This is a genomic window from Anoxybacter fermentans (assembly GCF_003991135.1).
Classification (GTDB): domain Bacteria; phylum Bacillota; class Halanaerobiia; order DY22613; family DY22613; genus Anoxybacter; species Anoxybacter fermentans.
Window position 1 is genome coordinate 3,253,621 of sequence record NZ_CP016379.1, and the last position, 20,872, is coordinate 3,274,492.

At 34.2% G+C, this 20,872-nt stretch carries 23 protein-coding genes and 1 pseudogene; 21 read left to right on the top strand and 3 right to left on the bottom strand.

Annotated elements, in window-relative coordinates:
• Positions 1–156 precede the first annotated feature (156 nt).
• The 9 genes from BBF96_RS14755 (at position 157) to BBF96_RS14795 (ending at position 6,824) form a co-directional block, all read left to right on the top strand.
• Positions 157–1,365 (top strand): type II secretion system F family protein, encoded by a 1,209-nt coding sequence (locus BBF96_RS14755; RefSeq protein ID WP_127017858.1) that lies wholly within the window; start codon positions 157–159, stop codon positions 1,363–1,365.
• Positions 1,366–1,463: 98 nt separating this feature from the next.
• Entirely contained in the window at positions 1,464–1,841 is a 378-nt protein-coding gene (locus tag BBF96_RS14760) for a type II secretion system protein (RefSeq protein ID WP_127018297.1), read from the top strand.
• Positions 1,842–1,910: 69 nt separating this feature from the next.
• Positions 1,911–2,321: a hypothetical protein gene (locus BBF96_RS14765; RefSeq protein WP_127017859.1), complete on the top strand. Its 411-nt coding sequence runs from the start codon at positions 1,911–1,913 to the stop codon at positions 2,319–2,321.
• Positions 2,322–2,341: 20 nt separating this feature from the next.
• Positions 2,342–3,064 (top strand): type II secretion system protein, encoded by a 723-nt coding sequence (locus BBF96_RS14770; RefSeq protein WP_127017860.1) that lies wholly within the window; start codon positions 2,342–2,344, stop codon positions 3,062–3,064.
• A 20-nt stretch (positions 3,065–3,084) separates the two neighbouring features.
• Positions 3,085–4,170 (top strand): PilX N-terminal domain-containing pilus assembly protein, encoded by a 1,086-nt coding sequence (locus BBF96_RS14775; protein ID WP_127017861.1) that lies wholly within the window; start codon positions 3,085–3,087, stop codon positions 4,168–4,170.
• A 14-nt stretch (positions 4,171–4,184) separates the two neighbouring features.
• A complete protein-coding gene (gene pilM, locus BBF96_RS14780) occupies positions 4,185–5,258 on the top strand; it encodes a type IV pilus assembly protein PilM (protein WP_127017862.1) in 1,074 nt (357 codons plus the stop codon).
• A 2-nt stretch (positions 5,259–5,260) separates the two neighbouring features.
• On the top strand, positions 5,261–5,794 hold the full coding sequence (locus tag BBF96_RS14785) for a PilN domain-containing protein (RefSeq protein ID WP_127017863.1): 534 nt from the start codon (positions 5,261–5,263) through the stop codon (positions 5,792–5,794).
• 6 nt (positions 5,795–5,800) lie between these two features.
• On the top strand, positions 5,801–6,349 hold the full coding sequence (locus tag BBF96_RS14790) for a type IV pilus inner membrane component PilO (RefSeq protein ID WP_127017864.1): 549 nt from the start codon (positions 5,801–5,803) through the stop codon (positions 6,347–6,349).
• A 25-nt stretch (positions 6,350–6,374) separates the two neighbouring features.
• On the top strand, positions 6,375–6,824 hold the full coding sequence (locus BBF96_RS14795; RefSeq protein ID WP_127017865.1) for a Csac_0668 family 2Fe-2S cluster-binding (seleno)protein: 450 nt from the start codon (positions 6,375–6,377) through the stop codon (positions 6,822–6,824).
• A 23-nt stretch (positions 6,825–6,847) separates the two neighbouring features.
• Here BBF96_RS14795 and BBF96_RS14800 read toward each other — a convergent pair whose 3' ends face one another.
• Positions 6,848–7,369, bottom strand: a complete 522-nt coding sequence (locus BBF96_RS14800) for a helix-turn-helix domain-containing protein (RefSeq protein WP_127017866.1) — start codon at positions 7,367–7,369, stop codon at positions 6,848–6,850.
• A 204-nt stretch (positions 7,370–7,573) separates the two neighbouring features.
• Between BBF96_RS14800 and BBF96_RS14805 the strand changes: the two genes are divergently transcribed.
• Positions 7,574–8,560, top strand: coding sequence for a tetratricopeptide repeat protein (locus tag BBF96_RS14805; protein WP_127017867.1), 987 nt, complete (start codon positions 7,574–7,576; stop codon positions 8,558–8,560).
• A 388-nt stretch (positions 8,561–8,948) separates the two neighbouring features.
• Here the strand turns inward: BBF96_RS14805 and BBF96_RS14810 are convergent, their stop codons facing one another.
• Positions 8,949–9,464 (bottom strand): helix-turn-helix domain-containing protein, encoded by a 516-nt coding sequence (locus tag BBF96_RS14810; protein ID WP_127017868.1) that lies wholly within the window; start codon positions 9,462–9,464, stop codon positions 8,949–8,951.
• 169 nt (positions 9,465–9,633) lie between these two features.
• Between BBF96_RS14810 and BBF96_RS14815 the strand changes: the two genes are divergently transcribed.
• The 5 genes from BBF96_RS14815 (at position 9,634) to BBF96_RS14835 (ending at position 12,444) form a co-directional block, all read left to right on the top strand.
• Positions 9,634–9,843, top strand: a complete 210-nt coding sequence (locus tag BBF96_RS14815) for a helix-turn-helix domain-containing protein (RefSeq protein ID WP_127017869.1) — start codon at positions 9,634–9,636, stop codon at positions 9,841–9,843.
• A gap of 5 nt (positions 9,844–9,848) precedes the next feature.
• Entirely contained in the window at positions 9,849–10,121 is a 273-nt protein-coding gene (locus BBF96_RS14820; RefSeq protein WP_127017870.1) for a hypothetical protein, read from the top strand.
• Positions 10,122–10,376: 255 nt separating this feature from the next.
• Complete coding sequence (locus BBF96_RS14825; protein ID WP_127017871.1) at positions 10,377–11,270, top strand: CAP domain-containing protein; 894 nt, start codon at positions 10,377–10,379, stop codon at positions 11,268–11,270.
• Between the two features lie 414 nt (positions 11,271–11,684).
• Positions 11,685–11,987: a nucleotidyltransferase family protein gene (locus BBF96_RS14830; RefSeq protein ID WP_127017872.1), complete on the top strand. Its 303-nt coding sequence runs from the start codon at positions 11,685–11,687 to the stop codon at positions 11,985–11,987.
• A complete protein-coding gene (locus BBF96_RS14835) occupies positions 11,977–12,444 on the top strand; it encodes a ribonuclease toxin HepT-like protein (RefSeq protein WP_127017873.1) in 468 nt (155 codons plus the stop codon). The genes BBF96_RS14830 and BBF96_RS14835 overlap by 11 nt, the downstream gene beginning before the upstream one ends.
• A 215-nt stretch (positions 12,445–12,659) precedes the next feature.
• Here the strand turns inward: BBF96_RS14835 and BBF96_RS14840 are convergent, their stop codons facing one another.
• The gene (locus BBF96_RS14840; protein ID WP_127017874.1) at positions 12,660–13,862 is read right to left on the bottom strand and encodes an ISL3 family transposase; all 1,203 of its coding nucleotides are present in this window, start codon (positions 13,860–13,862) and stop codon (positions 12,660–12,662) included.
• 215 nt (positions 13,863–14,077) lie between these two features.
• On the opposite strand from BBF96_RS14840, the gene BBF96_RS14845 reads away from it, so the two are divergent.
• The 6 genes and pseudogenes from BBF96_RS14845 to BBF96_RS14865 all read left to right on the top strand — a co-directional run bounded on the left by BBF96_RS14845 (position 14,078) and on the right by BBF96_RS14865 (position 20,862).
• Positions 14,078–14,740, top strand: coding sequence for a class I SAM-dependent methyltransferase (locus BBF96_RS14845; protein WP_205665655.1), 663 nt, complete (start codon positions 14,078–14,080; stop codon positions 14,738–14,740).
• Position 14,741: 1 nt separating this feature from the next.
• Positions 14,742–15,883, top strand: a pseudogene (locus BBF96_RS14850) (bifunctional cystathionine gamma-lyase/homocysteine desulfhydrase).
• On the top strand, positions 15,883–16,809 hold the full coding sequence (locus BBF96_RS14855) for a PLP-dependent cysteine synthase family protein (protein WP_127017877.1): 927 nt from the start codon (positions 15,883–15,885) through the stop codon (positions 16,807–16,809). The pseudogene BBF96_RS14850 and the gene BBF96_RS14855 overlap by 1 nt, the downstream one beginning before the upstream one ends.
• Before the next feature lie 333 nt (positions 16,810–17,142).
• On the top strand, positions 17,143–18,849 hold the full coding sequence (locus BBF96_RS14860) for a DUF3794 domain-containing protein (RefSeq protein ID WP_127017878.1): 1,707 nt from the start codon (positions 17,143–17,145) through the stop codon (positions 18,847–18,849).
• Positions 18,850–18,950: 101 nt separating this feature from the next.
• Entirely contained in the window at positions 18,951–19,097 is a 147-nt protein-coding gene (locus tag BBF96_RS16565; protein ID WP_164731128.1) for a hypothetical protein, read from the top strand.
• Between the two features lie 142 nt (positions 19,098–19,239).
• A complete protein-coding gene (locus BBF96_RS14865; protein WP_127017879.1) occupies positions 19,240–20,862 on the top strand; it encodes a DUF3794 domain-containing protein in 1,623 nt (540 codons plus the stop codon).
• Positions 20,863–20,872: the final 10 nt, after the last annotated feature.

A 20,872-nucleotide genomic window follows, 5' to 3' on the forward strand; every position in this document is an offset into this window, starting at 1 on the left:
GTGAGATTGAAAAGAATGGCCTCATCACAGGATGTGATGAGTTAATCAAGGGTCAGGATGCCCCATTTCGATGGTTCGAAAAATTTCTTTATAAAGCGAAAAATTAACCTTTTGCAGTAAAGTCATTAAATTAAAAAATATTTGAGGTGTAATAATATGGCACCTGAATATAGTTATAAAGCGAAAAATTCAGAAGGTAAATTGCTTAGAGGAAGCATACAAGCTGATTCGCGTCTGGATGTAGCTGAATATATTACTAAACAGGGATATTATGTAGTAAATATTGAAGAAAAAAAAGATCTGGATTTAAAGAAGATTTTGAAGTTCTTCAGACGGATTAAGTCTAAGGAATTAGCTATTATAAGCCGTCAGTTTGCAGTTTTGATCAATACAGGTATTCCCATTGTCCAGTGTCTGGATATTTTGATAAGCCAGATTGAAAATAAACACCTAAAGCGAGTAATGCAGGAAATTTTTCAGGATGTTGAGGTAGGAATGTCTTTTTCTGAAGCTCTGAAAAAGCATGAAGATACCTTTCCACCCCTTTATTCTAAAATGGTCAATGCAGGTGAGGTAGGCGGTATTCTGGATCAGGTTATGAGTAGGTTAGCAGATTATTATGAAAAAGAGAGTGAACTGAAGACGAAAATCCGTTCTGCTATGATGTATCCAATGACAATCCTCTTTATAGCAGTAGTTATAATTATTTTTCTTATGATAGTGGTAATACCGGTCTTTGCTGATTTGTTCTCCAGTATGGGCGGAACCCTTCCATTACCAACACGGATTATAATAGGGTTTAGTAAAATGTTGGTAAGATATTGGTATTTGATTTTGATCTTTGGTTTTATCCTGGTTGCTAGTTTTATAGGTTATATTAAATCGCCGACAGGTAAATTTAAGTTCCATCAATTTCAACTCAGACTACCGATTGTTAGAAAGTTATTGATAAAAATTGAGATTGCTCGTTTTACCAGAACTTTGGGAAGTCTTTTAAAAAGTGGAGTACCCTTGATGGAATCTTTAAGGGTAGTGGAAAAGATTATTTCAAATCAAATTATTGCTAATAAATTGACTGAAGCAAGGCTTAAAGTAAGAGAAGGTGTGCGTCTTTCTGAACCTTTAAGGGAGAGCGGGGTCTTTCCCAGAATGATGATTCAAATGTTGGTTGTTGGAGAGGAGACCGGAACGATGGATCAAATGTTAGAGAGGATTGCAGAGTTTTATGATAAAGAAGCGGAGAATGCTATTCAGACAGTCATGTCTTTGTTAGAACCGCTATTGATTGTTTTAATTGCTATTTTGATTGGTGGTATTGTAGTTGCCATTATTATGCCCATGTTTGATATGGTCAATCTGGTATAAATATCAGGTCTATTTCATATAAAGCTTTCATAAAATTAAACAAAATAATTTGTCCTATTTGTTATGAAAATTAAACTTCTGAAAGGAGGTGAACTGTAATGTTTTTAAGAAGGTTTTTAAAATCTAAAGAGGGTTTTACTTTGATCGAGTTGTTAGTTGTGTTAGCAGTTTTGGGGATTTTAGCTGCCGTTGCCGTACCACGTTTTGCCAATATGCAAGATAAAGCTAATCTGATTAAGGCCAAGACTGAATTAAAACAGGTTCAGACTGCAATGGAGCTGTATTATGCTGAGAATGGTGAATATCCAGCAGATGAAATGGCTTTTAATGATGCTTTAAACACTTATTTGGTTAGCGATGATTTGAATGATTATACATTTACTAACTATCAGATTACTGTTGATGGATATAGCGTTCAGACTACAGTTGATGGTACTACTATAACTATAACAAGAACAAACATTCAAGAGTCTTAAGTCTAGAAAGCCCTGAAATTTTTTCAGGGCCCCCTTTTTTTACAAAATTTATGAAAAGAGGAAGGAATCATGCTTTTGCGTGAAGAAGGTATTTCCTTAATAGAACTGGTTGTGACAATTGCTTTTATTGGCATTATTATCATTGCATTCACCGTTGTTTTTATCAACTCTGTTCAGGTAGAAAAGATGTCAGAACGGCGTAATCAGGCATTGAATCTAGCAGCAATGGTTATGGAAGAGTTACAAAATTATGATTATGATCTTTTGGTGCAAGGAGAACATGACTATAATCTGGATAAGATAAATGATGATTTTATCCTTTACTATCAGATTAAGGACCCTGACCCGGATGAAAAAGATAAATGGGATAAAGATAATAACCCTCTTTTAAAGGAGATTACTGTTATCGTCCGATGGGAAGAGGGCGGGCAAATTCAAAAAGTGCAATTGACGACATATCGGGCTAAGACTGTATTTTAAATATTAGAAAGGTGAAATCAATGAAAAGAATCCCAAAACTAAAAGATAAACATGGGTTTACCCTGGTGGAATTATTAATGGTGGTTGCTATTTTTGGGATTCTTATGATAGCAATTCAGGCAATCTTTATTGCTGGAATGAATGTATTTAATTGGGGAAAAACTGAAGCTGAAAAGAGACGTCAACTTTATATTGCAGTAGAACAGATTGTAAAAAAAATCCGTAATACTCCTACAAGTGGAATAAAACTTATAAGTGATGATAATGGAATTTATAGAGGGTTGTTATTAGAATCATTAACGGGTGTTCAAACATATTTTTATCTTGAAGGAGATAAACTTTATCGAGAGGAGAATGGTACCCGGCAAGTAGTGGCTAAAGGGATTACCGATTTGAGATTTTCAGTAATTTGCAATATGTATTCAGGAAGATTTGATTCTTATAATTCCAAATCACGTAAGATTATAGATAATGATGGGAGATTTAATGATTATGACCCTGGTATAAAAGGAATGGTTGTTCGTTTTGAACATAAAGCTGGTTCTGAAATACAATACATTTATCGAAAAATCGTTGATTATGGCCAAACCTGGTTTGAGATTGATTCCGATTTTGATTCTGGATTTTTACCTACCAATCAAAATTATGCTATTGGGAATACTTATCAGATTTATATACAAAGTCGGATAGCGGGTAGTTTTAGTGGGGTGGAAATTACCACCGGAGTCAGGCCTCGACTTTAAAAGAGATAGAAGGTGATAATGTGTTTTCATATCTTCAGGGCGAAGATGGTGTAACCCTGGTTTTGGTGTTAATTATTATCTTACTGATGTCAGTTTTGGGAGCTGGTTTATTGACTTCTTCACTGATGGAAAATAAAATCATCCACAGCCTTGAAGATCAAAAACAGGCTTTTTATCTGGCTCAGGCGGGGATTGAATATGCCCGTTACCGACTTCAACAGGATTTAACCTGGAGGACAGAAGGATATACTGAAAATTTAGGAGAAGGTGAGTTTACCCTAACAGTTAGTGATATGGGAGAGGAACTTTTACAAATCAAATCTACTGGAACAGTTGGACAGGTTAGCAAAACCTTAAAAGTTGGGGTTTATTATACTTTAGTTAGGGGTTCTGATATTATTGAAGAATTGGCTCAATATTCAGTGCTTGGTGGAGGAAATTTGTTTTTTAAGAATTTTACCAGGATTTCTGGAGGAGGAAATTTGCGCTCAAATGGTGATATAACCTTTCAACGTAATGTGATTGTAGATGGAGAAATAATTGCCAGTGGTAAAGTAAAAGCAAATAAAATTGATAAAAATCAGATTAAGGAAGGAGAAGAAGTATATTCTATTCCTGATGTTGACTGGGATCAATTGTTGGAAAATGCTCTGGCAGAAGGGCGTTATTTACTTGACTGGAATAGTAAACTTTTTCAGGATGGTGTAGTTAACTATATTGATAATAGTGTAACTCTTTCTGGAAAGCCAATTAATTTAAATATGGATGGTATTCTTGTTATCAAAGGGGATTGGATTGTAAATGCCAAAATTAAAATTGAATCGGTTGAAGGATTGATGATTTATGTTGATGGAATGATAAAATTTAGTCAGAATACAAAAATTGATGCAGCAATTTATGCAACTGGTCCAATTATTTTTTCAAAACGTACTGTTCTGAATGGCACAATTTTTTCAAAAGAGGCTGTTACCTGTAAAAATCATACAGAAATTACCCTGGATTCATCCCATCTTTATCAGCCTATTGTTGAGCAAATATTTATTTCAACTGATTCGGATAGTGATAGTGATTGTTCTTTAACTTTTACGTATTGGCATGAGAGTTAGGAAGGAAGAGGAATATGATTAAAAATACTTATCTAGGGATTGATGTGGGAAGTCGGAATATTAAAGGGATTAAGCTTAAAAGAACTTTAAAGGGATTTAAAATAGTGGATATGGTAGTTCAACCAATTTCCCGGGGTGCAGTAAGACAGGGGCTTTTCCATGATCTCAATCTGGCTGTAAATCTTTTTCGGGAGTTGAAGGATAGACTGAAGATTGGGGGACAGGGTGTTTACCTTGCTTTTTCTGGTCAGCATGCTATTATTCGTGAAGTGGAAATGCCTGTAATGACTGACCGTGAATTGTCAAAAGCTATCTATTGGGAAGCTAAGAAGGTGCTCCCTTATTCTGTAGAAGAGGCAATTATTGACTGGATTGTACTTGAGCGGAGACGGGAAATAGATAAAATGATGAGTGTTCTATTGGTTGCTGGGAGGAAGGACTATATTTACTCATTTCTAAAACCTATAAAATCTGTTGGTATTAAACCTCAAAATTTAAGTATTTTTCCTATTCCTCTCCTTTATGTTGTGAAACAGATTCCCGATTTTAAGAAGTACACTACAGCGGCAGTAATTGATATGGGGGCTGAAGTAACCCATGTTTTAATTATTAAAGATGGGTTGCCCAGGTTAAGTCGAACTATTCCAATTGGTGGAAATGATTTTACTGAAGCTATTGCTAATTCATTTAGTATACCCTTTGATGAAGCAGAAGAGGTAAAGATTGAACATGGAGGTCTTAATGTTCAGGAGATTGATCTTAACAAGGTTAATCTGATGGAAAATCCGTATCTGGGAGTTGAAGAGATATTATATTCTGTGGCTCAGGATGTAATGGGTGAGGTTAAACGATCTTTTGTCCACTTTCAGTTGCATAATCGAGGCCAGCAAATTGAAGCAGTTTATCTAACTGGGGGTTCTTCTTTGCTCCCTGGAATGGCAGAACATTTACAACAGTTTTTAAATATTTCTGTATTCCCTCTGGATTTAACCCAATATTTCTCCTTTGCTGAGGATTTAGAAGATCGGTTGAAGCGGGAAGGTATATTTATGGCTGAAGCTTTGGGTCTGGCGTTAAGTGGGGTGTAAAGATGGCATATATTAATCTATTACCTCCTGAAGATAGAAAAAAAAGATTAGATTTACGTTATAGTTTGATATTAATCGGGATTATATTTTATATTTTTCTTCTTTTGGGAGTACATTTTATAAATCAGTATCAGATAAAACAACTAATGATTGAGTCTGCATCTATTAAAAATCAGATTCAAATCCTGCAGCCTACATTAGAACGAATTCGGAAGATGGAAGATGAAGAAAAAGAATTACAGAGTAAAATAAAAGAGAGCAAAAGTCTGGATAAAAGGACTTATTTTTCTTCTTTATTGGTATTTATCAGTGAATTAATTCCAGAAGGAGTAAAATTAACCCGTTTAAATTATAACAGAGAAATTATTTCCTACGAAGGAGAAGCTGTAAATTATCGTAATGTTGCTGACTTTATAGCTAATCTTAAATCTTCTGGATATTTTAAAGATGTAGAACTATTATCTTCATATATAAATGATGATCAAACTAATTCAATCGGTTTTAAGATTACTGCCAGATTAAACATTAAAGGATGAGGCGTTATGTTAAAGAATCTGACGAAGCGTGAAAAAATAGTGATACTTGTCTCTCTTATTGCTTTGATTACGGGAGTTTATTATTTTCAATATTATGAACCGTTGAAGGCAGAGGAACAGATTTTAAAAGAGGAGATAGAAGGCTTAAAATTTCAGTATTCACAAATTTTAAGTATAATTAAACGGAAACTTCCTCAACTTAAGAAATCAACATACAATCTTAAGGAGCAGTATCAGACGATAATTGATCAATTTCCTAAAGAGAAAGAGATTTCAGCAATATTATTAGAAATTGAAGATCTGGCCAATGAGCAGGGAATTACTCTGGAGTATTTCAGCCCTAAAAATATGCGGAGTAAAGGGGATTTTTACGAATTACCCATCAATATCTCTTTTTTTTCAACTTACCGGGAAATGGTTGGATTTTTCTATGCTCTGGAAAAATCTCAGCGAAAGATGGAGATTGTTAGCTTTGATGTAAAAGCTTCTACAAAGAAAAGTGAGGAACAGCTATTACAGGTGGATTTGATATTAAATATCTATTTTTTAAAGTAAACTTAAAATTAAGAGGGTGGGAAATATGAGCAGTTGTTGTTCTTCTCAAGAAAATGTTAGTAAAGTTTGTCCGGTCTGTGGTAGAGAGGGACAAATTGTAAAGAGTATTACTGTAAAAAACCTGGTAATAGAAGAGGAGGTAAAAAGGGTAGAAGAAAGGGATTATTATATTTGCTTTAATCCAGAGTGTGAAGTGGTTTATTTTGATAATGAAGGGGAGATATTTAATCAGCAACAGATAAAAGTTCCTATTTGGTATAAAAAAGGCGCTGACCCTAAGTATATTTGTTATTGTGCCAGAGTAACGGAGGATGAAATTATTGATGCGGTAACTAATGGGGCTAAGGATATAAAGAGCGTTATGGAAATGACCGGAGCAATGAAAGAGGGCAAATGTTTAATAAACAATCCAACAGGAAAATGCTGCCATCAAGAAGTTAAAAAGGTCATAGATAAAGCTTTAGAAAGCATTTAAGCGGGTTTAAAACCCGCTAATTTTTATAGTTCCCGCTCCATAAAACGCATTACTGCTTCTATAGCGTCTTTGCTAAATCCCAGCCTTTCCAAAGAAGATCGGACATTTTCAAATTCTCTGATTATATCTCCATTTTTTATTAAATCTACATCAATGCCCAGGGCTTTAGAGATTAGTTGTAACTGTTCTTTGGTAGGGATAAGTTTTTCTCTTTCAATCTGGCTCAGATCAAGAATGGAGATACCGGTTTTATCACTCAGTTCATCTGGGGTTAAATTTTTCATCCGGCGCAGTTTGAGTATAGTTTTTCCAATTGAGATGGGGGAGGATTCTTCTTTAGAATTGGGTAAAAAACGTTCAATGGGGATATCAAAAAGCTCAGAGATTTTTTTGATTGTATCAGGCCGAACCCCACGTTTTAAGTTTTTTATTTGACTTATATATGAACCGCTAACGCCAAGCATTTCTCCCAATTTATCATTTGTCAGATCATAATCAGTCTGGATTTTTTGAATGATTTTACTTAATTTTTTTGGGTCATACAATTTTTACACCTCCTATTTTGATTATACAGGGGAAATAACTGGAAGTCAATTTTTTGAGGGAAAGTGATATATAAACATAGAAGATTTTAGTCAAAATTTATGTTAAAATATTGAACGTTATCAAATATAACAAATTAATACAAAAAACAGAATACTTTACAATTGGCAATATTTGTGTTAGTATAAAAGTGGAGGTGTGGGGATGTGGATTGTAGTAATTATTATGAAAAAGGTTACAGGGCATTAAAAGAAAATGATTGTCTAAAGGGAATAGAATACTTTTCTAAAAGTGCTGTACTGGCAGAGTTATTTAAAGAGAAAGAGTATTACCATCTTTCTATCCGTGAGTTGGGCAGATGTTATTTCCGGTTAGGAGAACTCAATCACGCCTATGACACTTTTATGCAGCTATTTAGGGAGGAGGTTGATCAGGAAATAAAGTTTTATGCCATATCAATGCTGGCAGTTATAGATGCTAATTGGGGGAGAGCAGATAAAGCCATTGAAATAATGAAATTATTGCCTGAAACAGAATCAGTATTAGTCAATCGGGGTTTGATGTATTATTATTTATACAAGTTTCATGGTCAAAAAGATGCTTTAGTGAAAGCTAGATTGGATCTGGAAAGAGTTTTAGAAATAAGCAAAAGTAAATCAAGAGTATGGAAGATTTTAATTAATCTTTCATTAATAGACCAGGAAGAAAAGGAGTATCTAGAAGCTGAGAAAAAATTAATGCAAGCTTTAGATTTATCTGTTACAAAAAGGGAAAAAGGGATGGTTTATAATAATTTAGGACTGTTATATATATACATGGATAAATTGGATGAAGCAGAAAGATGTTTAAAAATGGCTTTAGACAATTTTGATTTAGAAGTAGATTTAGTTGATATAGCAAGAAATGATCATTGGAGGGGATTATTAGAAAAGAAAAGGAAAAATTTTGTTTTGTCTAAAAGTTATTTATATAAAGCAGCTATGGTTTTAAAAGAAAAAAAATTGTTTTATGATTTGGCGGAAGTAGAATATGTTTTAGCGGAAATAAGTGATGACATTGATAAAAAAGTAGATCATATGGTTTCATATATGTTAGCTGAGCAAAAGGCAAAGGAGGTCGATAGTGATTATGAAGAAATTTATAAGTATCTTATTAATCGTTTTGATGATGTTCATGATTTTGAATATATATAAAGTAAAAGTGGTTGCTGATCCAGCATGGGATGATGAACCGAGTGCGACTTATTTTAACACTGAAATATTAATTGCTGACCATGTTTTGGATGAGGAACTAAATGATATAAATAGTAATCAGCTATTATAAAGGAGTTTATAAGGTGTTAAAAGAGAATGTTTATTATTTCTCTAAATCACAGAATGTAATGAGCTAATCAAGGGCCAGGAGAGCACATTGATTAGTGTGCCTTATTTCGACTGAAATCGAACTTTAGATGGTTCGAAAAATTTCTTTATAAAGCGAAAAATTAGCTTTTTGCAGTATAATCATGTATTTATTATTGATAAAATCAAAAGACAGATACGTAAACCAAAAACCTCCCATATCACTTATAGGGAGGTTTCTTTATAACTCACGTTCCATAAAACACATAATTGCCTTTATTGCTTCCTCACTAAAGCCAAGTTTTTCTAACGAAGTCCGGACTTTTTCAAACTCTTTAATTATATTCCCGTTTTTAATCAATTCCACGTCTATCCCCAGTGCTTTAGAAATGAGTTGTAACTGTTTTTCTGTTGGTTTGAGTATATCTCTTTCAATTTGACTTATCTCCAGGATAGTAATACCTGTTTTATCACTCAATTCATCAGGGCTTAACTTTTTCATTCTGCGAAGTTTTCGAATGGTTTTTCCCAGAGAAAGGGAAGGGATATTTTTCTCATATAAAAATTCTTCCATTGGGATGTTGAATGTCTCTGAAATTTTTTTAATTGTTTCCGGTCTGACTCCCCTTTTTAGATTTTTTATCTGGCTTATATATGAACCACTAACCCCAAGGATTTTCCCTAATTTATCATTGGTTAAATTATTTTTTTTTTGAATCTGTCGAATAATTTGGCTTAACTTTTCTGAATCATACATTTTATTCGCCCCCTTGTTATTATTATATAGTAAAAATAACTACAAGTCAATTTTGTGGGATTGAAAATTGACTATTGACGCAATATTAACATAATGTTATAATAAAAGTAACTTTATGTAACAATTATATAACTTAAGGGAATAACAAGAAGGGGGAGGATGTATTTATATGAAAGTTAATTTGGAAAAACTTAAAAATTTTTTGGAGGAAAGGGGATGGAATGAAGTTATTTTTGCAAGAAAGATGGATCTGGATTATTCCTATGTATATAGAGTGATGAGGGGCCAGCGGGGAGTGGGTATAAAATTTTTAACGAGGTTAATCAAACTTTGTGATCAAAATAAATTAAATTTTAGAGATTTTATTTATCTGGAGTGATGAAAATGGGCAATTATTATTTAATTCTATCAAATGGATCCTTAGAGATAGTTAATGATTTTTTGTATATCTGCGAAAATAATGATGATCTGTTGGTATATTCAAAATCCGGTCAACTGAGCTTTAAAAAACAGGATGTTGTTATTTATGGAAATGGGGAGTTTTGGAAAAATATTATGGAATTATTTAACTGTATTGAACGGTTGATTAAAAGACAGGTTAAAGATTCGGTAACTAAAGCTATTTTTCTTGGATATTTAATGGGACGCATTACATAGGGACGACTGAAAGGCAGAGAAATGACAACCGGGCCATTTAAGTTGGCCCAGTTAACTTATTTTAAGATTTTTAGTAGATTCACATATGATTGCCATAATTTACAACTAGAGAATGAAAATTGATTTATGTTATAATATTAAGGAGAATAATATATGTTACTCTGTGAATAAGGAGGTGAAACCAGAAAAAAGTTATGAAATTGTCTGGAAGATGAGATATAGCTATATATAAAATAAAGAAAGGTTGGATTAAATATGTTAAGAAAAGTACTAATTGTTGCAGTAGTGGCTGCTGTATTAATTGGTTCTCTACCTCTTGAATGGGCAGAGGCCTATACCTGGAGGTCGGGTTCGTATTATTCGGGATTTACTAACTATTCATATTTTAAGAACTATTACTATTCCGTTATTAGAAATTATCATTATAGTAGGAGTACAATTTACCGTAAGAGCTACAGCGAAACAAGCAGTTCTGAGCTTAAATATGGTTCGGTCGGAACAAAAGTTAAGGAAGTTCAGCAGTATCTTAGAGAGTTAGGTTATGATTTGCGAACCGAGAACGGTCGGTTTGGTTATTATACTTTAAAGGCTGTATTGGATTTTAAGCGAAAAAATGGACTTTTAGCTAACGGTCGGGTTGATGATAAAACTTTCCGTGCTTTAAAGGAAGCTGCAAATAAAAAGGATGTGTCCACACAACCTTCTGTACAAAAAAGATCTACACCTACTAACTCTACAGTTTCAACAGTTGGGGATATTCAGGGATTGACAGCTGATGAGAGACAGATGCTTAATTTGATAAATAATGAACGAACTAAACGTGGACTGGCTCCATTGAAGGTAGATATGGAACTGGTACGTTTGGCCAGAATGAAAAGTAAGGATATGATAGATAACCATTACTTTAGTCATATTTCCCCAACTTATGGTTCTCCTTTTGAAATGATGAAAAATGCCGGAATTGTTTATCGTACGGCAGGTGAGAATCTGGCAGGTGCAAGTTCGGTTATCAGGGCACATACTAACCTGATGAACAGTTCTGGACACCGGGCCAATATCTTAAATCCGGCTTTTACTCATATCGGGATTGGTATTGTTGATGGAGGGCCATATGGTAAGATGTTTACTCAGTTATTTATTGGTAGATAAACCGGTTTGCTTTTTGCAAGCCGGTTTTTATTATACTTTTGCAGATTTTAGGTTAGAGTAGGGTAGGGATGATCAATTGAGCAGATTGGGAACTATATAGCCATCTAATAAATTTGGAAAAATAGTGCTTAGGTGGTATAATTAAATTAAAGGGGGTTGTAAAGTATTTGGATTATATGAGGTTAAACTGAAAAAACTGATTTTAAGTTGTTGGACTATTTTAGTGAGATTGGGAAACATGGCCTTATTACAGGAGATGATGAATACGGAAATCGCTCTTTAGATGGTTCAAAAAATTTCTTTTTTAAGTAAAAATTGGCTTTTTGCAGTAAAATTATTATATATTAAAGGAACATGTGTGGTAAAATATATATAGAAAAATGATTATAGATCTCAGGGATAGGAGGGTGAAAAATGAGAGATGTTATTAGTAGGATTCCCCCAAGATATCGTCGGGATATTAAAAGAGCTATTAAGATACTTAAAGAAGAGGGTTGTACAGAAATTTTTCTTTTTGGTTCTTTGGTTGAAGGAGATATAAGAGAAGATTCTGATATTGATTTAGCAATCCGTGGATGTCCTCCAGACAAATATTTTCATATTTTAGGTAAACTTTTACTTGAACTAGATCATTCAGTAGATCTGGTAAATCTTGATAGAGAAGATGCTTTTGCGAAACATTTAGAAAGAGAGGGTAGCCTAGTTTATGTCTCTTGAAAAAGTTATTTCATCAATTATGTTTGAAATTAAACAGATAGATCAACTTTTTGAATCCTATAAAACTTTATTGAATCATTGCAAAGAAAATAAACCTGATTTAATAGAATTAACGGCTTTAGCTTCTGTATTACATTCATTTTATAACGGGATAGAAAATATATTTTTACAGATTGCTAAAAAGATAGATTGCTTTGTACCACAAGGTAAACAATGGCACAGAGATCTCCTTCTCCAGATGACAAAAGAGCTAGAAGGTAGACAGCGTGTGATTTCAGATGAGCTAAAATTGAAGTTAGTTGAATATTTAGGATTTAGACATTTCTATCGTCATTCGTATTCTTTTTTTTTAAGGTGGGATGAATTGGAAAAATTAGTTTATCCACTTACTGAAGTTTGGATTCAGTTAAAATCAGAACTTAATATTTTTTTAGATAGATTATCGGAAGATAGCTAATTAGATGATTCAAAAAGTTTCTTTTAAAGTAAAAATTAGCTTTTTGCAGTATAATCATAGATAAGGAATTGACTTTTTAAATATTACGGTAACTGGATATCGGGTAAGTATTTTAAATCCGGCTTAATTAAATTGGCTCTCCGTCAAATGTTGTGAAAGATAAGTTGGCTCCGTTGAATTGATTGGTAAATTGATTTTGAAATAAACATTTAAATTTAATAACTTAACATTGCATTAAATACTCTTCTCCTTAGATTCATAACATTTGGAACACCATATCCAATCCTTTTGATCAATTTAATCTTGTTATTGATACCCTCAGCAAAGCCATTGGTTATCTTAGTCTTAAAATAATTTAGTATTTTTTCTTCCCATCTTTGTATTATCTTTTTTACCTGGTAAAAAGGCATCAGCTTGCTTTTTATTATTTCTTTATACCACCTTTTTAGAGCTCTGGTGGCTTCTTTCACATCATCTAGCTGCAATAGGTCTCTGAATTCCTCTTTTAATTCCCAGGCCTTTTCTAGAGCTGGACTGAGTTCAAATAATTTGATGAGCTTTTCATGTTCTTCATCTGTCAATTCTTCAGCTCGTTTTTGGAGTAATAAACGACTTTGAAAAAACTTTCTTCTCTGATGATTATTTACTGTTTGTTGAACTTGTTTTCTAACTTCATCAAGGGCTCTGTTCATTAAAGTTACAAGATGAAATTTATCTATAACAATTTTTGCATGAGTAAATGCTGCATTTGCTACTGCTTTGAACGGCCGCCACATATCCATAGAGATCGATTGAATCTGTCGTCTTTGTTCATCTTCCCAACAATTAAAGTAGTCAATTAAATCATCCTTTTTGCGAGTAGGTAAAATGTCAATTAACTCCCGATTAATTGGATCTGTAATGCTAACTCCATATTTATGGCGTTTTAAAACTGCAAATTCATCGATACTGATGGCTTTTAATTGACTAAGTTTTGAAACTTGTTGTTTAATGAGAGGGTCAACTACTTTTTTAACTGCATTATTAACAGCTGTATAACTTAACCCGTTTTCTCTAGCAACTTTAGAATAATCCTTGCTGACAGTTTCTTTAGCAAGATATTTATCAAAGCGTTTGGTTTTACGGGCATATTTATCAATACTTTCATATTTTTCAGGGATACCCCTCTTATGACAATAAGGACAACGATATCTTTTCTTTAGAAGTCTAATGATTACTAGTTTACCTCTTATGGGGATGTCTCTAATATTTTGCCATTTTGTATCATGGATTTTATTAGTGATATTACCACACTGAGGACACACAATGTGATTTTTCTTTGCTTCAGCGATAAAAATATATCTGTCCTCCGTTGAAATAATTTCAGTTGCAATAATGTCTGGCAAATCAAGAAATTTTATGATATTATTATATTGCATTTGCTGGACTCCTTTCTTTGGTTTTTAGTTCGCAACTAATTAATTCAACGGAGCCAGCAAATGCCTTTTTATTTTTTATAATTTTTTCTTCACAACATTAATTATAGACCCATTAAATTTAGCTGATTTGCTTTTTTATCTTTACAAATGTATTTTTTTTTGATAAAATACCTACAAACCCTATCGGAATAGTATAGATTAAGGAGGAGACTATGATGCCCAGGTTTGAAACCATATTTGCTAAGTGGGCTGCAAATTATGATGATACTGTATTGAAAAATCCGGGCGAGTATCATGAAGTATTTGAAGGTTATACAAGAATACTGGCAACAATTGTGGAAAAGTTAAAGCAGCCTAAAAAAGGTAAAGTAATTGATATTGGAACCGGAACAGGTAATTTAGCAGGTTTTCTGATTAAGGCTGGATTTCAGGTGATGGCAATAGAACCTTCTAAGGAGATGAGAAAAATAGCAAAGAGAAAATTTCCTGAACTGGAGATTTATGAAGGGGATTTTTTAAATTTTCCCGAAAAATTGCGAAAAGTTCATGGAATAGTTTCAAGTTATGCTTTTCACCATTTAACAGATGAAGAGAAAGCTGATGCCATTCGTAATTTTAATCAACACCTGGTCATGGGAGGGCAGGTAATTTTTGCAGATACAGTTTATGAGAATCTTAAATTTAAAGAAGAATTATTGCGGGATACTAAGGCCAGGGGCTATATGGGTTTATTAAAAGACCTGAAACGGGAATATTATACAACAATTGATGTACTAAAGAATCAGTTTACGGCTGCGGGTTTTGAGGTTGAGTTTACCAGAATGAATAAATTCGTCTGGATTATGGATGCGAAAAAAATCAAGGAGGTAGAAAATTAATATGAGGTTGAATTCGAAATTAATTCATGGGGGATTTCAACTGATCCGCGTACCGGTGCAGTTAGTGTACCGATATATCAAGTATCCACATATAAACAATCTTCACCAGGTCAACATATGGGTTATGAATACTCTAGAACTGGAAATCCCACCCGGGAAGCATTAGAAAGATTGATTGCTGATCTGGAGGAAGGTGTAGCCGGTTTTGCTTTTAGTTCTGGAATGGCGGCTATGTCATCTGTGATAATGTTATTTAAAAGCGGGGATCATTTGATTGTATCTGATAACGTTTATGGAGGTACTTTTAGAGTTATTGACAAAATTTTTGTCAACCTGGGGATTGAGTATACGTTAGTCGATACTACCAATTTAGAAGAAGTAGAAAAAGCTATTCGTTTAAATACAAAGGGGATTTTTATTGAAACTCCTACCAATCCTTTGCTTAAGATTACAGATATTAGTGCTGTCAGTAAAATTGCACAAACTAATAATCTGTTACTGATAGTTGATAACACATTTATGACACCATATTTACAGAGACCAATAGCTCTGGGAGCAGATATTGTAGTGCACAGTGCTACTAAATATCTGGGTGGACACTCCGATTTAGTAGCGGGGTTAGTTGTGGTTAAAGATGAAGAATTGGGAGAACGGCTTCATTTTGTTCAAAATTCGGTTGGTGCAATCCTTGGCCCTCAGGATTCATGGTTGTTGATGCGGGGCATTAAAACTTTAGGTGTACGGATGGAACGCCATCAGGAAAATGCTCAGAGGATAGCTAATTGGTTAAAAGAACAGAAACAGGTAATTAAAGTTTACTATCCGGGTTTAAAAGAACACCCTGGGTATGAAATTAATCGAAAACAGGCTTCAGGGCCAGGTGGAATGATTTCTTTTGAAGTTGAAAGTCCAAAATTGGCCCGAAAAATCTTAGAACGGGTGAAGATGATTGCCTTAGCTGAAAGTCTGGGTGGTGTTGAGAGTCTTATTTCTCTTCCCGCTTTAATGACTCATGCTTCTATTCCTAAAGAGGACCGGATCAAACTCGGTATTAGTGATGCTCTAATTCGTCTTTCTGTGGGAATTGAAGATTGTGATGATTTAATCGCAGATCTTGGACAGGCAATGAAGGGGGGAGAATAATGGATTATGTAAATAGTGTTGGAGAACTGGTCGGTAAAACACCTTTGCTCAAACTGAATAATATGGGAATACCGGAGCAATTCAATGTATTTGCCAAATTGGAAATCTTTAATCCGGGTGGTAGTATAAAAGATCGAATAGGTTTTCAAATCATTAAAGATGCAGAAGAACAGGGGTTAATCAGAGAGGGAACTGTGATTATAGAACCGACAGCAGGAAATACAGGGATTGGGTTAGCTTTAGCTGCACTTATAAAAGGATATCAAGTGAAGCTTGTTGTGCCTGAAAAATTCTCTGTTGAAAAGCAGATTTTAATGAGGGCATTGGGTGCGGAAATTATAAATACACCGGAGGCACTCGGTATTCAGGGAGCTATTAAAAGGGCATATGAATTGGCTGAAGAAAATGAAGATGCCTATATTCCCAATCAATTTACTAATCAATCAAATCCTAAAGCCCATTATTTGACAACAGGGCCTGAAATTTACGAACAATTGGAAGGAAAGATTGATATTTTTGTAGCGGGTGTAGGTTCAGGCGGAACTTTTACAGGGGTCATGCAGTATTTTAAGGAGAAAAACCCGGATATTAAGGGTGTCGTGGTAGAACCTTATGGTTCAATTATTGGTGGAGGAGAAAAGGGTTGTTATCAGGTTGAAGGAATTGGAAACAGTTTTATTCCCGAAACGCTGGATATGAGTTTAATTGATGAGGTTGAAAAGGTTACTGATGAAGAAAGCTTTTTTTATGTAAAAGAGCTGGCCCGTAAAGAGGGTTTGACAGTAGGTTCATCCTCAGGAGCAGCGATGGCCGGAGTATTTCACCAGATTGAGAAGCTTAAAGGTTCAGGTGATGGACCTATTAATATTGTTACTATTTTCCCTGATCGCAGTGATAGATATTTTTCAAAAAGTATTTATGGTTAAGCTGCAAAAAGCTAATTTTTCGAACCATCTAAAGCTCGATTTCCGCCGAAATAAGGTTTCCTAATCAAAGGGCCCTCTTGGTTCTTGATTAGCTCATCACCTCCTGTGATGAGGCCTTATTTCATTGGAAATCTCGCTAAGATGGTTTAGTGAAAAATTTCTATGTTGCTCAAAATTAGCTTTTTACAGTATAATCATTTATAATTTCGAATAATTTATTGGAACAGCTGGAAATATTATTTCTAGCTGTTTTTTTGTGTATATAAATCTGTTAACAATTCTAACCTGTTTCCCATATAATACAGTAACCAAACATGAAAGGGGGCCTGGCATATGGATTCTATAATAGTCAATAGAGAAGAGGTAGGAGGTGTTACATTACCGGTTCCGGCAGAAAAAATTAAAGATGTTCGGGCAGAAATTCGGAATGTAGAGATAGATGTTATCCGTGATAAAGTAATTATTCAGGGGATAGTTCATAAGCAGATTTTCTTTGTTGATTTTGATGGAATTGTCAGACATTTTTCTGAGGATGTAATTTTCAGTACTTTTATAGATATTCCCGGTGCTCTGCCAGAGATGGAAACTCAGGTGGAGATTGTGATTGAACATATAAAAACTGAATTAAGTCCGGATGGCACACAGATAACTCAGAAAATAATTTTGCAAATTTTTGCTAAAGTGGTAGATGAGGTTCAGTTCAATGTAGCTTTAAACCCGGCAGGACCTCTGGTTAAAGCAGAAGAGGTGATTGGTGAGAACATAAAACAGGAACTTATTATCAATAAAACCTCTTTTCCGGAAGTTGCCATCAAAGTTGATGATATTATAGCAGAGGTTCGTGTAACAGGTACAGAAGTGATTCATGATAAAGTAATTGTTCAGGGAATTATTCATAAACAGGTCTTTTTTGTGGATGTAGATAATGTAGAACGTCACTTATCTGAAGATATACCTTTTAGTACATTCCTTGATATTCCTGGTGCAGTTTTTGGAGATAATGTTCAGGTCAATGCCCAAATTGAATTGATTAAATGGGATTTAGAACAGATTCAGGGGGGAAGTATTTTAAACCAGGAGATTGTCTTTGAAATATTTGCCAAGGTTCATAGAATAGTACAGGCAAATGTGGAAGTTGGTTCAGGACCGCTAATCAAACTCCCATTTATCATTGGAGAAAATACTAAACAGGATTTAATCATAAGTGACCTTCCTCTTAATTTTCCAGCCATTAAAGTTAAAGAGGTTAATGTTTCTTTTGGAAATTTAAGAACGGTTGCAATAAAGGATAAAGTTGTTCTTCAAGGGATTCTCCATAAGCAAATCTTTTACGTTGATGAAAATAATATAGAACGTTACCAGGCAGAAGATGTACCATTTAGAAATTTTGTAAATATTCCGGGGGCAAAACCTGGAAATGATATAGACTTTAATCCTGTCATTGAAGATGTAATTTTTAAATTACAGGAAGGTAATATCTTACATCAAAAAGTTATAGTTCAATACTTTGTTAAAGTCACAGAAGTACAGCAGGTCAATGTTGTACCAGGAAATGGTCCCTTGTTAAAGGTAAAGGAGGTTATAGGAGAGAACACAAAACAGCTTTTAATCGAACGTCGGGTTCCAGAAATAATATTACCGATTACCGTTGAAAGAGAGGTTGCAACAGTAAAAGAACAGATGGTACAGGAGATTTTGACCAATAGTTTTTATTTACCTTTTAAGGCTATAAAAATTAAGTCCATTGAGCCGATAATACAGAATGTTAAAATAGATGTCCTGGATGATAGGATTTTGGTTACTGGAGAGGTTTTAAAACAGGTAACTTTTGTAGATATTCAAAATATTGTCCGGGGTACTACCGAGGTCGTTCCGTTTGAGTTCTTAATTGATGTGCCTGGAATTACTCCTGATACTAATGTTGATGATTTAAAGATTGAAATTGAGAATCTATCTTTTAAACTTGTGGATAATCAACGGGTAGATCAAACTATAATCTTTAAATTCATCTTAGGTACAGCAATGGCAGAACAAACTTAAGTTGTAACCAAATGTAGAAGGTTCTGGAATCATTACCGATCAAGTTACAGTGAATGCTTAAGTGTTGTTATCTGACAGAAGGTGGATGAGAAACCGTTAAGGTGGAAGAAGTCCCTTTTGATCTTTTCTTTTTACAGTCCCAGCTATTCAGGCAACATTTACTGTATCTGAAGCTAATGTCAGTATTTGTAGGAGATGGAAAGGGACCAATGCCGTTTGAAGTTGTAACTGATGTAGAAATTTTGTAGGGGTGTAGATTTAATCTACGCCTTTCTCATACTTTATCAAAAAAATCTCTTCACATATTTGATTCCTGTTCCATATTATATAGAGAAAAGCTGGAGAAGAACTGCTCAGACGTATAAGAGAAGAAAGGAGGGGAATAGGTAAATGTTTGAGATTTTTATCATGGTCGGAATGATGATGGGTTTTATATTAAGTAATTTATATTTATTACAGCACTGGTATAGAGAAGCCTGGCAGGGGGCCGGGATGTTGGGTTGGTTAAGATCTAACTCTATAGGTCAGCGAAGTTCACCAACTATTAGTAGAGAAGAGTTAGAGAAGCAATATATTAAAGTTATGCAAAATAATGTTAATATCTTCGAAAATTTAGATACTGTTCAATCTTTTGAAGGGGGGGAAGGGCTGAGAAAGGGGGATTTAAAAGTTGAAGTTGAAAATAAAATTCAAAATTTATTAGAAGGGGGGAGGAGTATGGCTGATGTTAAACAGCAAACGGGAATTGAATTGGTGAAGGTTCCTGTAGTGATTGGTGAAAATACGATTCAGCAAATGTTTGTCACAGATTTAGCATTAAACTTCTGTGCAATTAGAGTTCGGGATGTAGAAGCAACTATTCAGGATATTACTGCAACTGTAATTAATGATAAGGTAATCATCCAGGGGTTAGTATACAAACAAATATTTTTTGTAGATGAAAATAATGTGGTTCGTTATCAAACTGAAAACATTCCATTTAGCTTCTTTATCGATATTCCTGGTGCAGAACCGGGAATGGATGTTAAGGTTCATCCAATTATAGAACATATCAAAACAGATTTACTCGATGGGGGGTGTGTTCTTCATCAGAAGATTGTAGTGGAATTTTTCGTTATAGTAACAGATATGCAGCAAATCTTTGTTGAAGTAGGAGAAGGCCCGTTAGTAAAATTAGAAAAGGTAGTTGGAGAAAATTCCGTTCAAACTTTGGTTCCCAGTGAGTTGAAACTTCCAGTTCCAGCAACAAAGATTATAGAAATTAGTGCCCAGGTTCAGGATATTATCTGTGAAGTTATTGAAGATAAAGTAATTGTTCAGGGTATTGTTCATAAGCAAATATTCTTCATTGGTGAGGATAATATTGAACGTCACATAGGGGAAGATGTTTCATTTAGTACTTTTGTAGATGTTCCGGGAGCAGAAGCGGGTCAAAATTACCAGGTTGAACCAACTATAGAATTTATTAAACGGGAACTCAGTGAAGATGGAATTATCCTGGTTCAGGAAGTGGTACTTGATATTTTTGTCAGAGTTACTGAAAATGTTCAGTTAAACCTGGTAACCGGTGAAGATATTCTTCTCAAAGTTCCAGAAGTAATTAATGAAAATGTACGCCAGATTCTGTTGGAGAACACTGTTCAACTACCAGTTCCGGCAATTGAGATTAAAGAGATTAATGCAACTGTTATAGATGTTCAAAGTACAATTATCAATGATAAGGTAATTATTCATGGAGTTGTTCATAAGCAAATCTTCTTTATTGATGAAGACAATATCGAAAGACATTTAGCTGTAGATATACCATTTAGTACTTTTGTAGAAGTACCTGGTGCTAAACCGGGAATGAAAGCAGATATTAGTCCAGTTATAGAATTTATTAAACCTGAATTAGTTGCACCAAGTGATATCTTAAATCAAAGAATAGTCATTGAAATCTTCGTTAGAGTTACCCAGAGTACCCAAATTTCCATACCCGAAGTAGTTGTTGGTCCTTATGGTCCTGGCGCATAATATTAATTAA

Coding starts and splice junctions, on each gene's coding strand:
- BBF96_RS14760 (WP_127018297.1), top strand. CDS start 1,464: ATGTTTTTAAGAAGGTTTTTAAAATCTAAAGAGGGTTTTACTTTGATC.
- pilM (WP_127017862.1), top strand. CDS start 4,185: ATGATTAAAAATACTTATCTAGGGATTGATGTGGGAAGTCGGAATATT.
- BBF96_RS14830 (WP_127017872.1), top strand. CDS start 11,685: ATGAGAGATGTTATTAGTAGGATTCCCCCAAGATATCGTCGGGATATT.
- BBF96_RS14865 (WP_127017879.1), top strand. CDS start 19,240: ATGTTTGAGATTTTTATCATGGTCGGAATGATGATGGGTTTTATATTA.
- BBF96_RS14860 (WP_127017878.1), top strand. CDS start 17,143: ATGGATTCTATAATAGTCAATAGAGAAGAGGTAGGAGGTGTTACATTA.
- BBF96_RS14845 (WP_205665655.1), top strand. CDS start 14,078: ATGCCCAGGTTTGAAACCATATTTGCTAAGTGGGCTGCAAATTATGAT.
- BBF96_RS14765 (WP_127017859.1), top strand. CDS start 1,911: ATGCTTTTGCGTGAAGAAGGTATTTCCTTAATAGAACTGGTTGTGACA.
- BBF96_RS14790 (WP_127017864.1), top strand. CDS start 5,801: ATGTTAAAGAATCTGACGAAGCGTGAAAAAATAGTGATACTTGTCTCT.
- BBF96_RS14755 (WP_127017858.1), top strand. CDS start 157: ATGGCACCTGAATATAGTTATAAAGCGAAAAATTCAGAAGGTAAATTG.
- BBF96_RS14825 (WP_127017871.1), top strand. CDS start 10,377: ATGTTAAGAAAAGTACTAATTGTTGCAGTAGTGGCTGCTGTATTAATT.
- BBF96_RS14835 (WP_127017873.1), top strand. CDS start 11,977: ATGTCTCTTGAAAAAGTTATTTCATCAATTATGTTTGAAATTAAACAG.
- BBF96_RS14785 (WP_127017863.1), top strand. CDS start 5,261: ATGGCATATATTAATCTATTACCTCCTGAAGATAGAAAAAAAAGATTA.
- BBF96_RS14855 (WP_127017877.1), top strand. CDS start 15,883: ATGGATTATGTAAATAGTGTTGGAGAACTGGTCGGTAAAACACCTTTG.
- BBF96_RS14840 (WP_127017874.1), bottom strand. CDS start 13,862: ATGCAATATAATAATATCATAAAATTTCTTGATTTGCCAGACATTATT.
- BBF96_RS14815 (WP_127017869.1), top strand. CDS start 9,634: ATGAAAGTTAATTTGGAAAAACTTAAAAATTTTTTGGAGGAAAGGGGA.
- BBF96_RS14810 (WP_127017868.1), bottom strand. CDS start 9,464: ATGTATGATTCAGAAAAGTTAAGCCAAATTATTCGACAGATTCAAAAA.
- BBF96_RS14770 (WP_127017860.1), top strand. CDS start 2,342: ATGAAAAGAATCCCAAAACTAAAAGATAAACATGGGTTTACCCTGGTG.
- BBF96_RS14795 (WP_127017865.1), top strand. CDS start 6,375: ATGAGCAGTTGTTGTTCTTCTCAAGAAAATGTTAGTAAAGTTTGTCCG.
- BBF96_RS14820 (WP_127017870.1), top strand. CDS start 9,849: ATGGGCAATTATTATTTAATTCTATCAAATGGATCCTTAGAGATAGTT.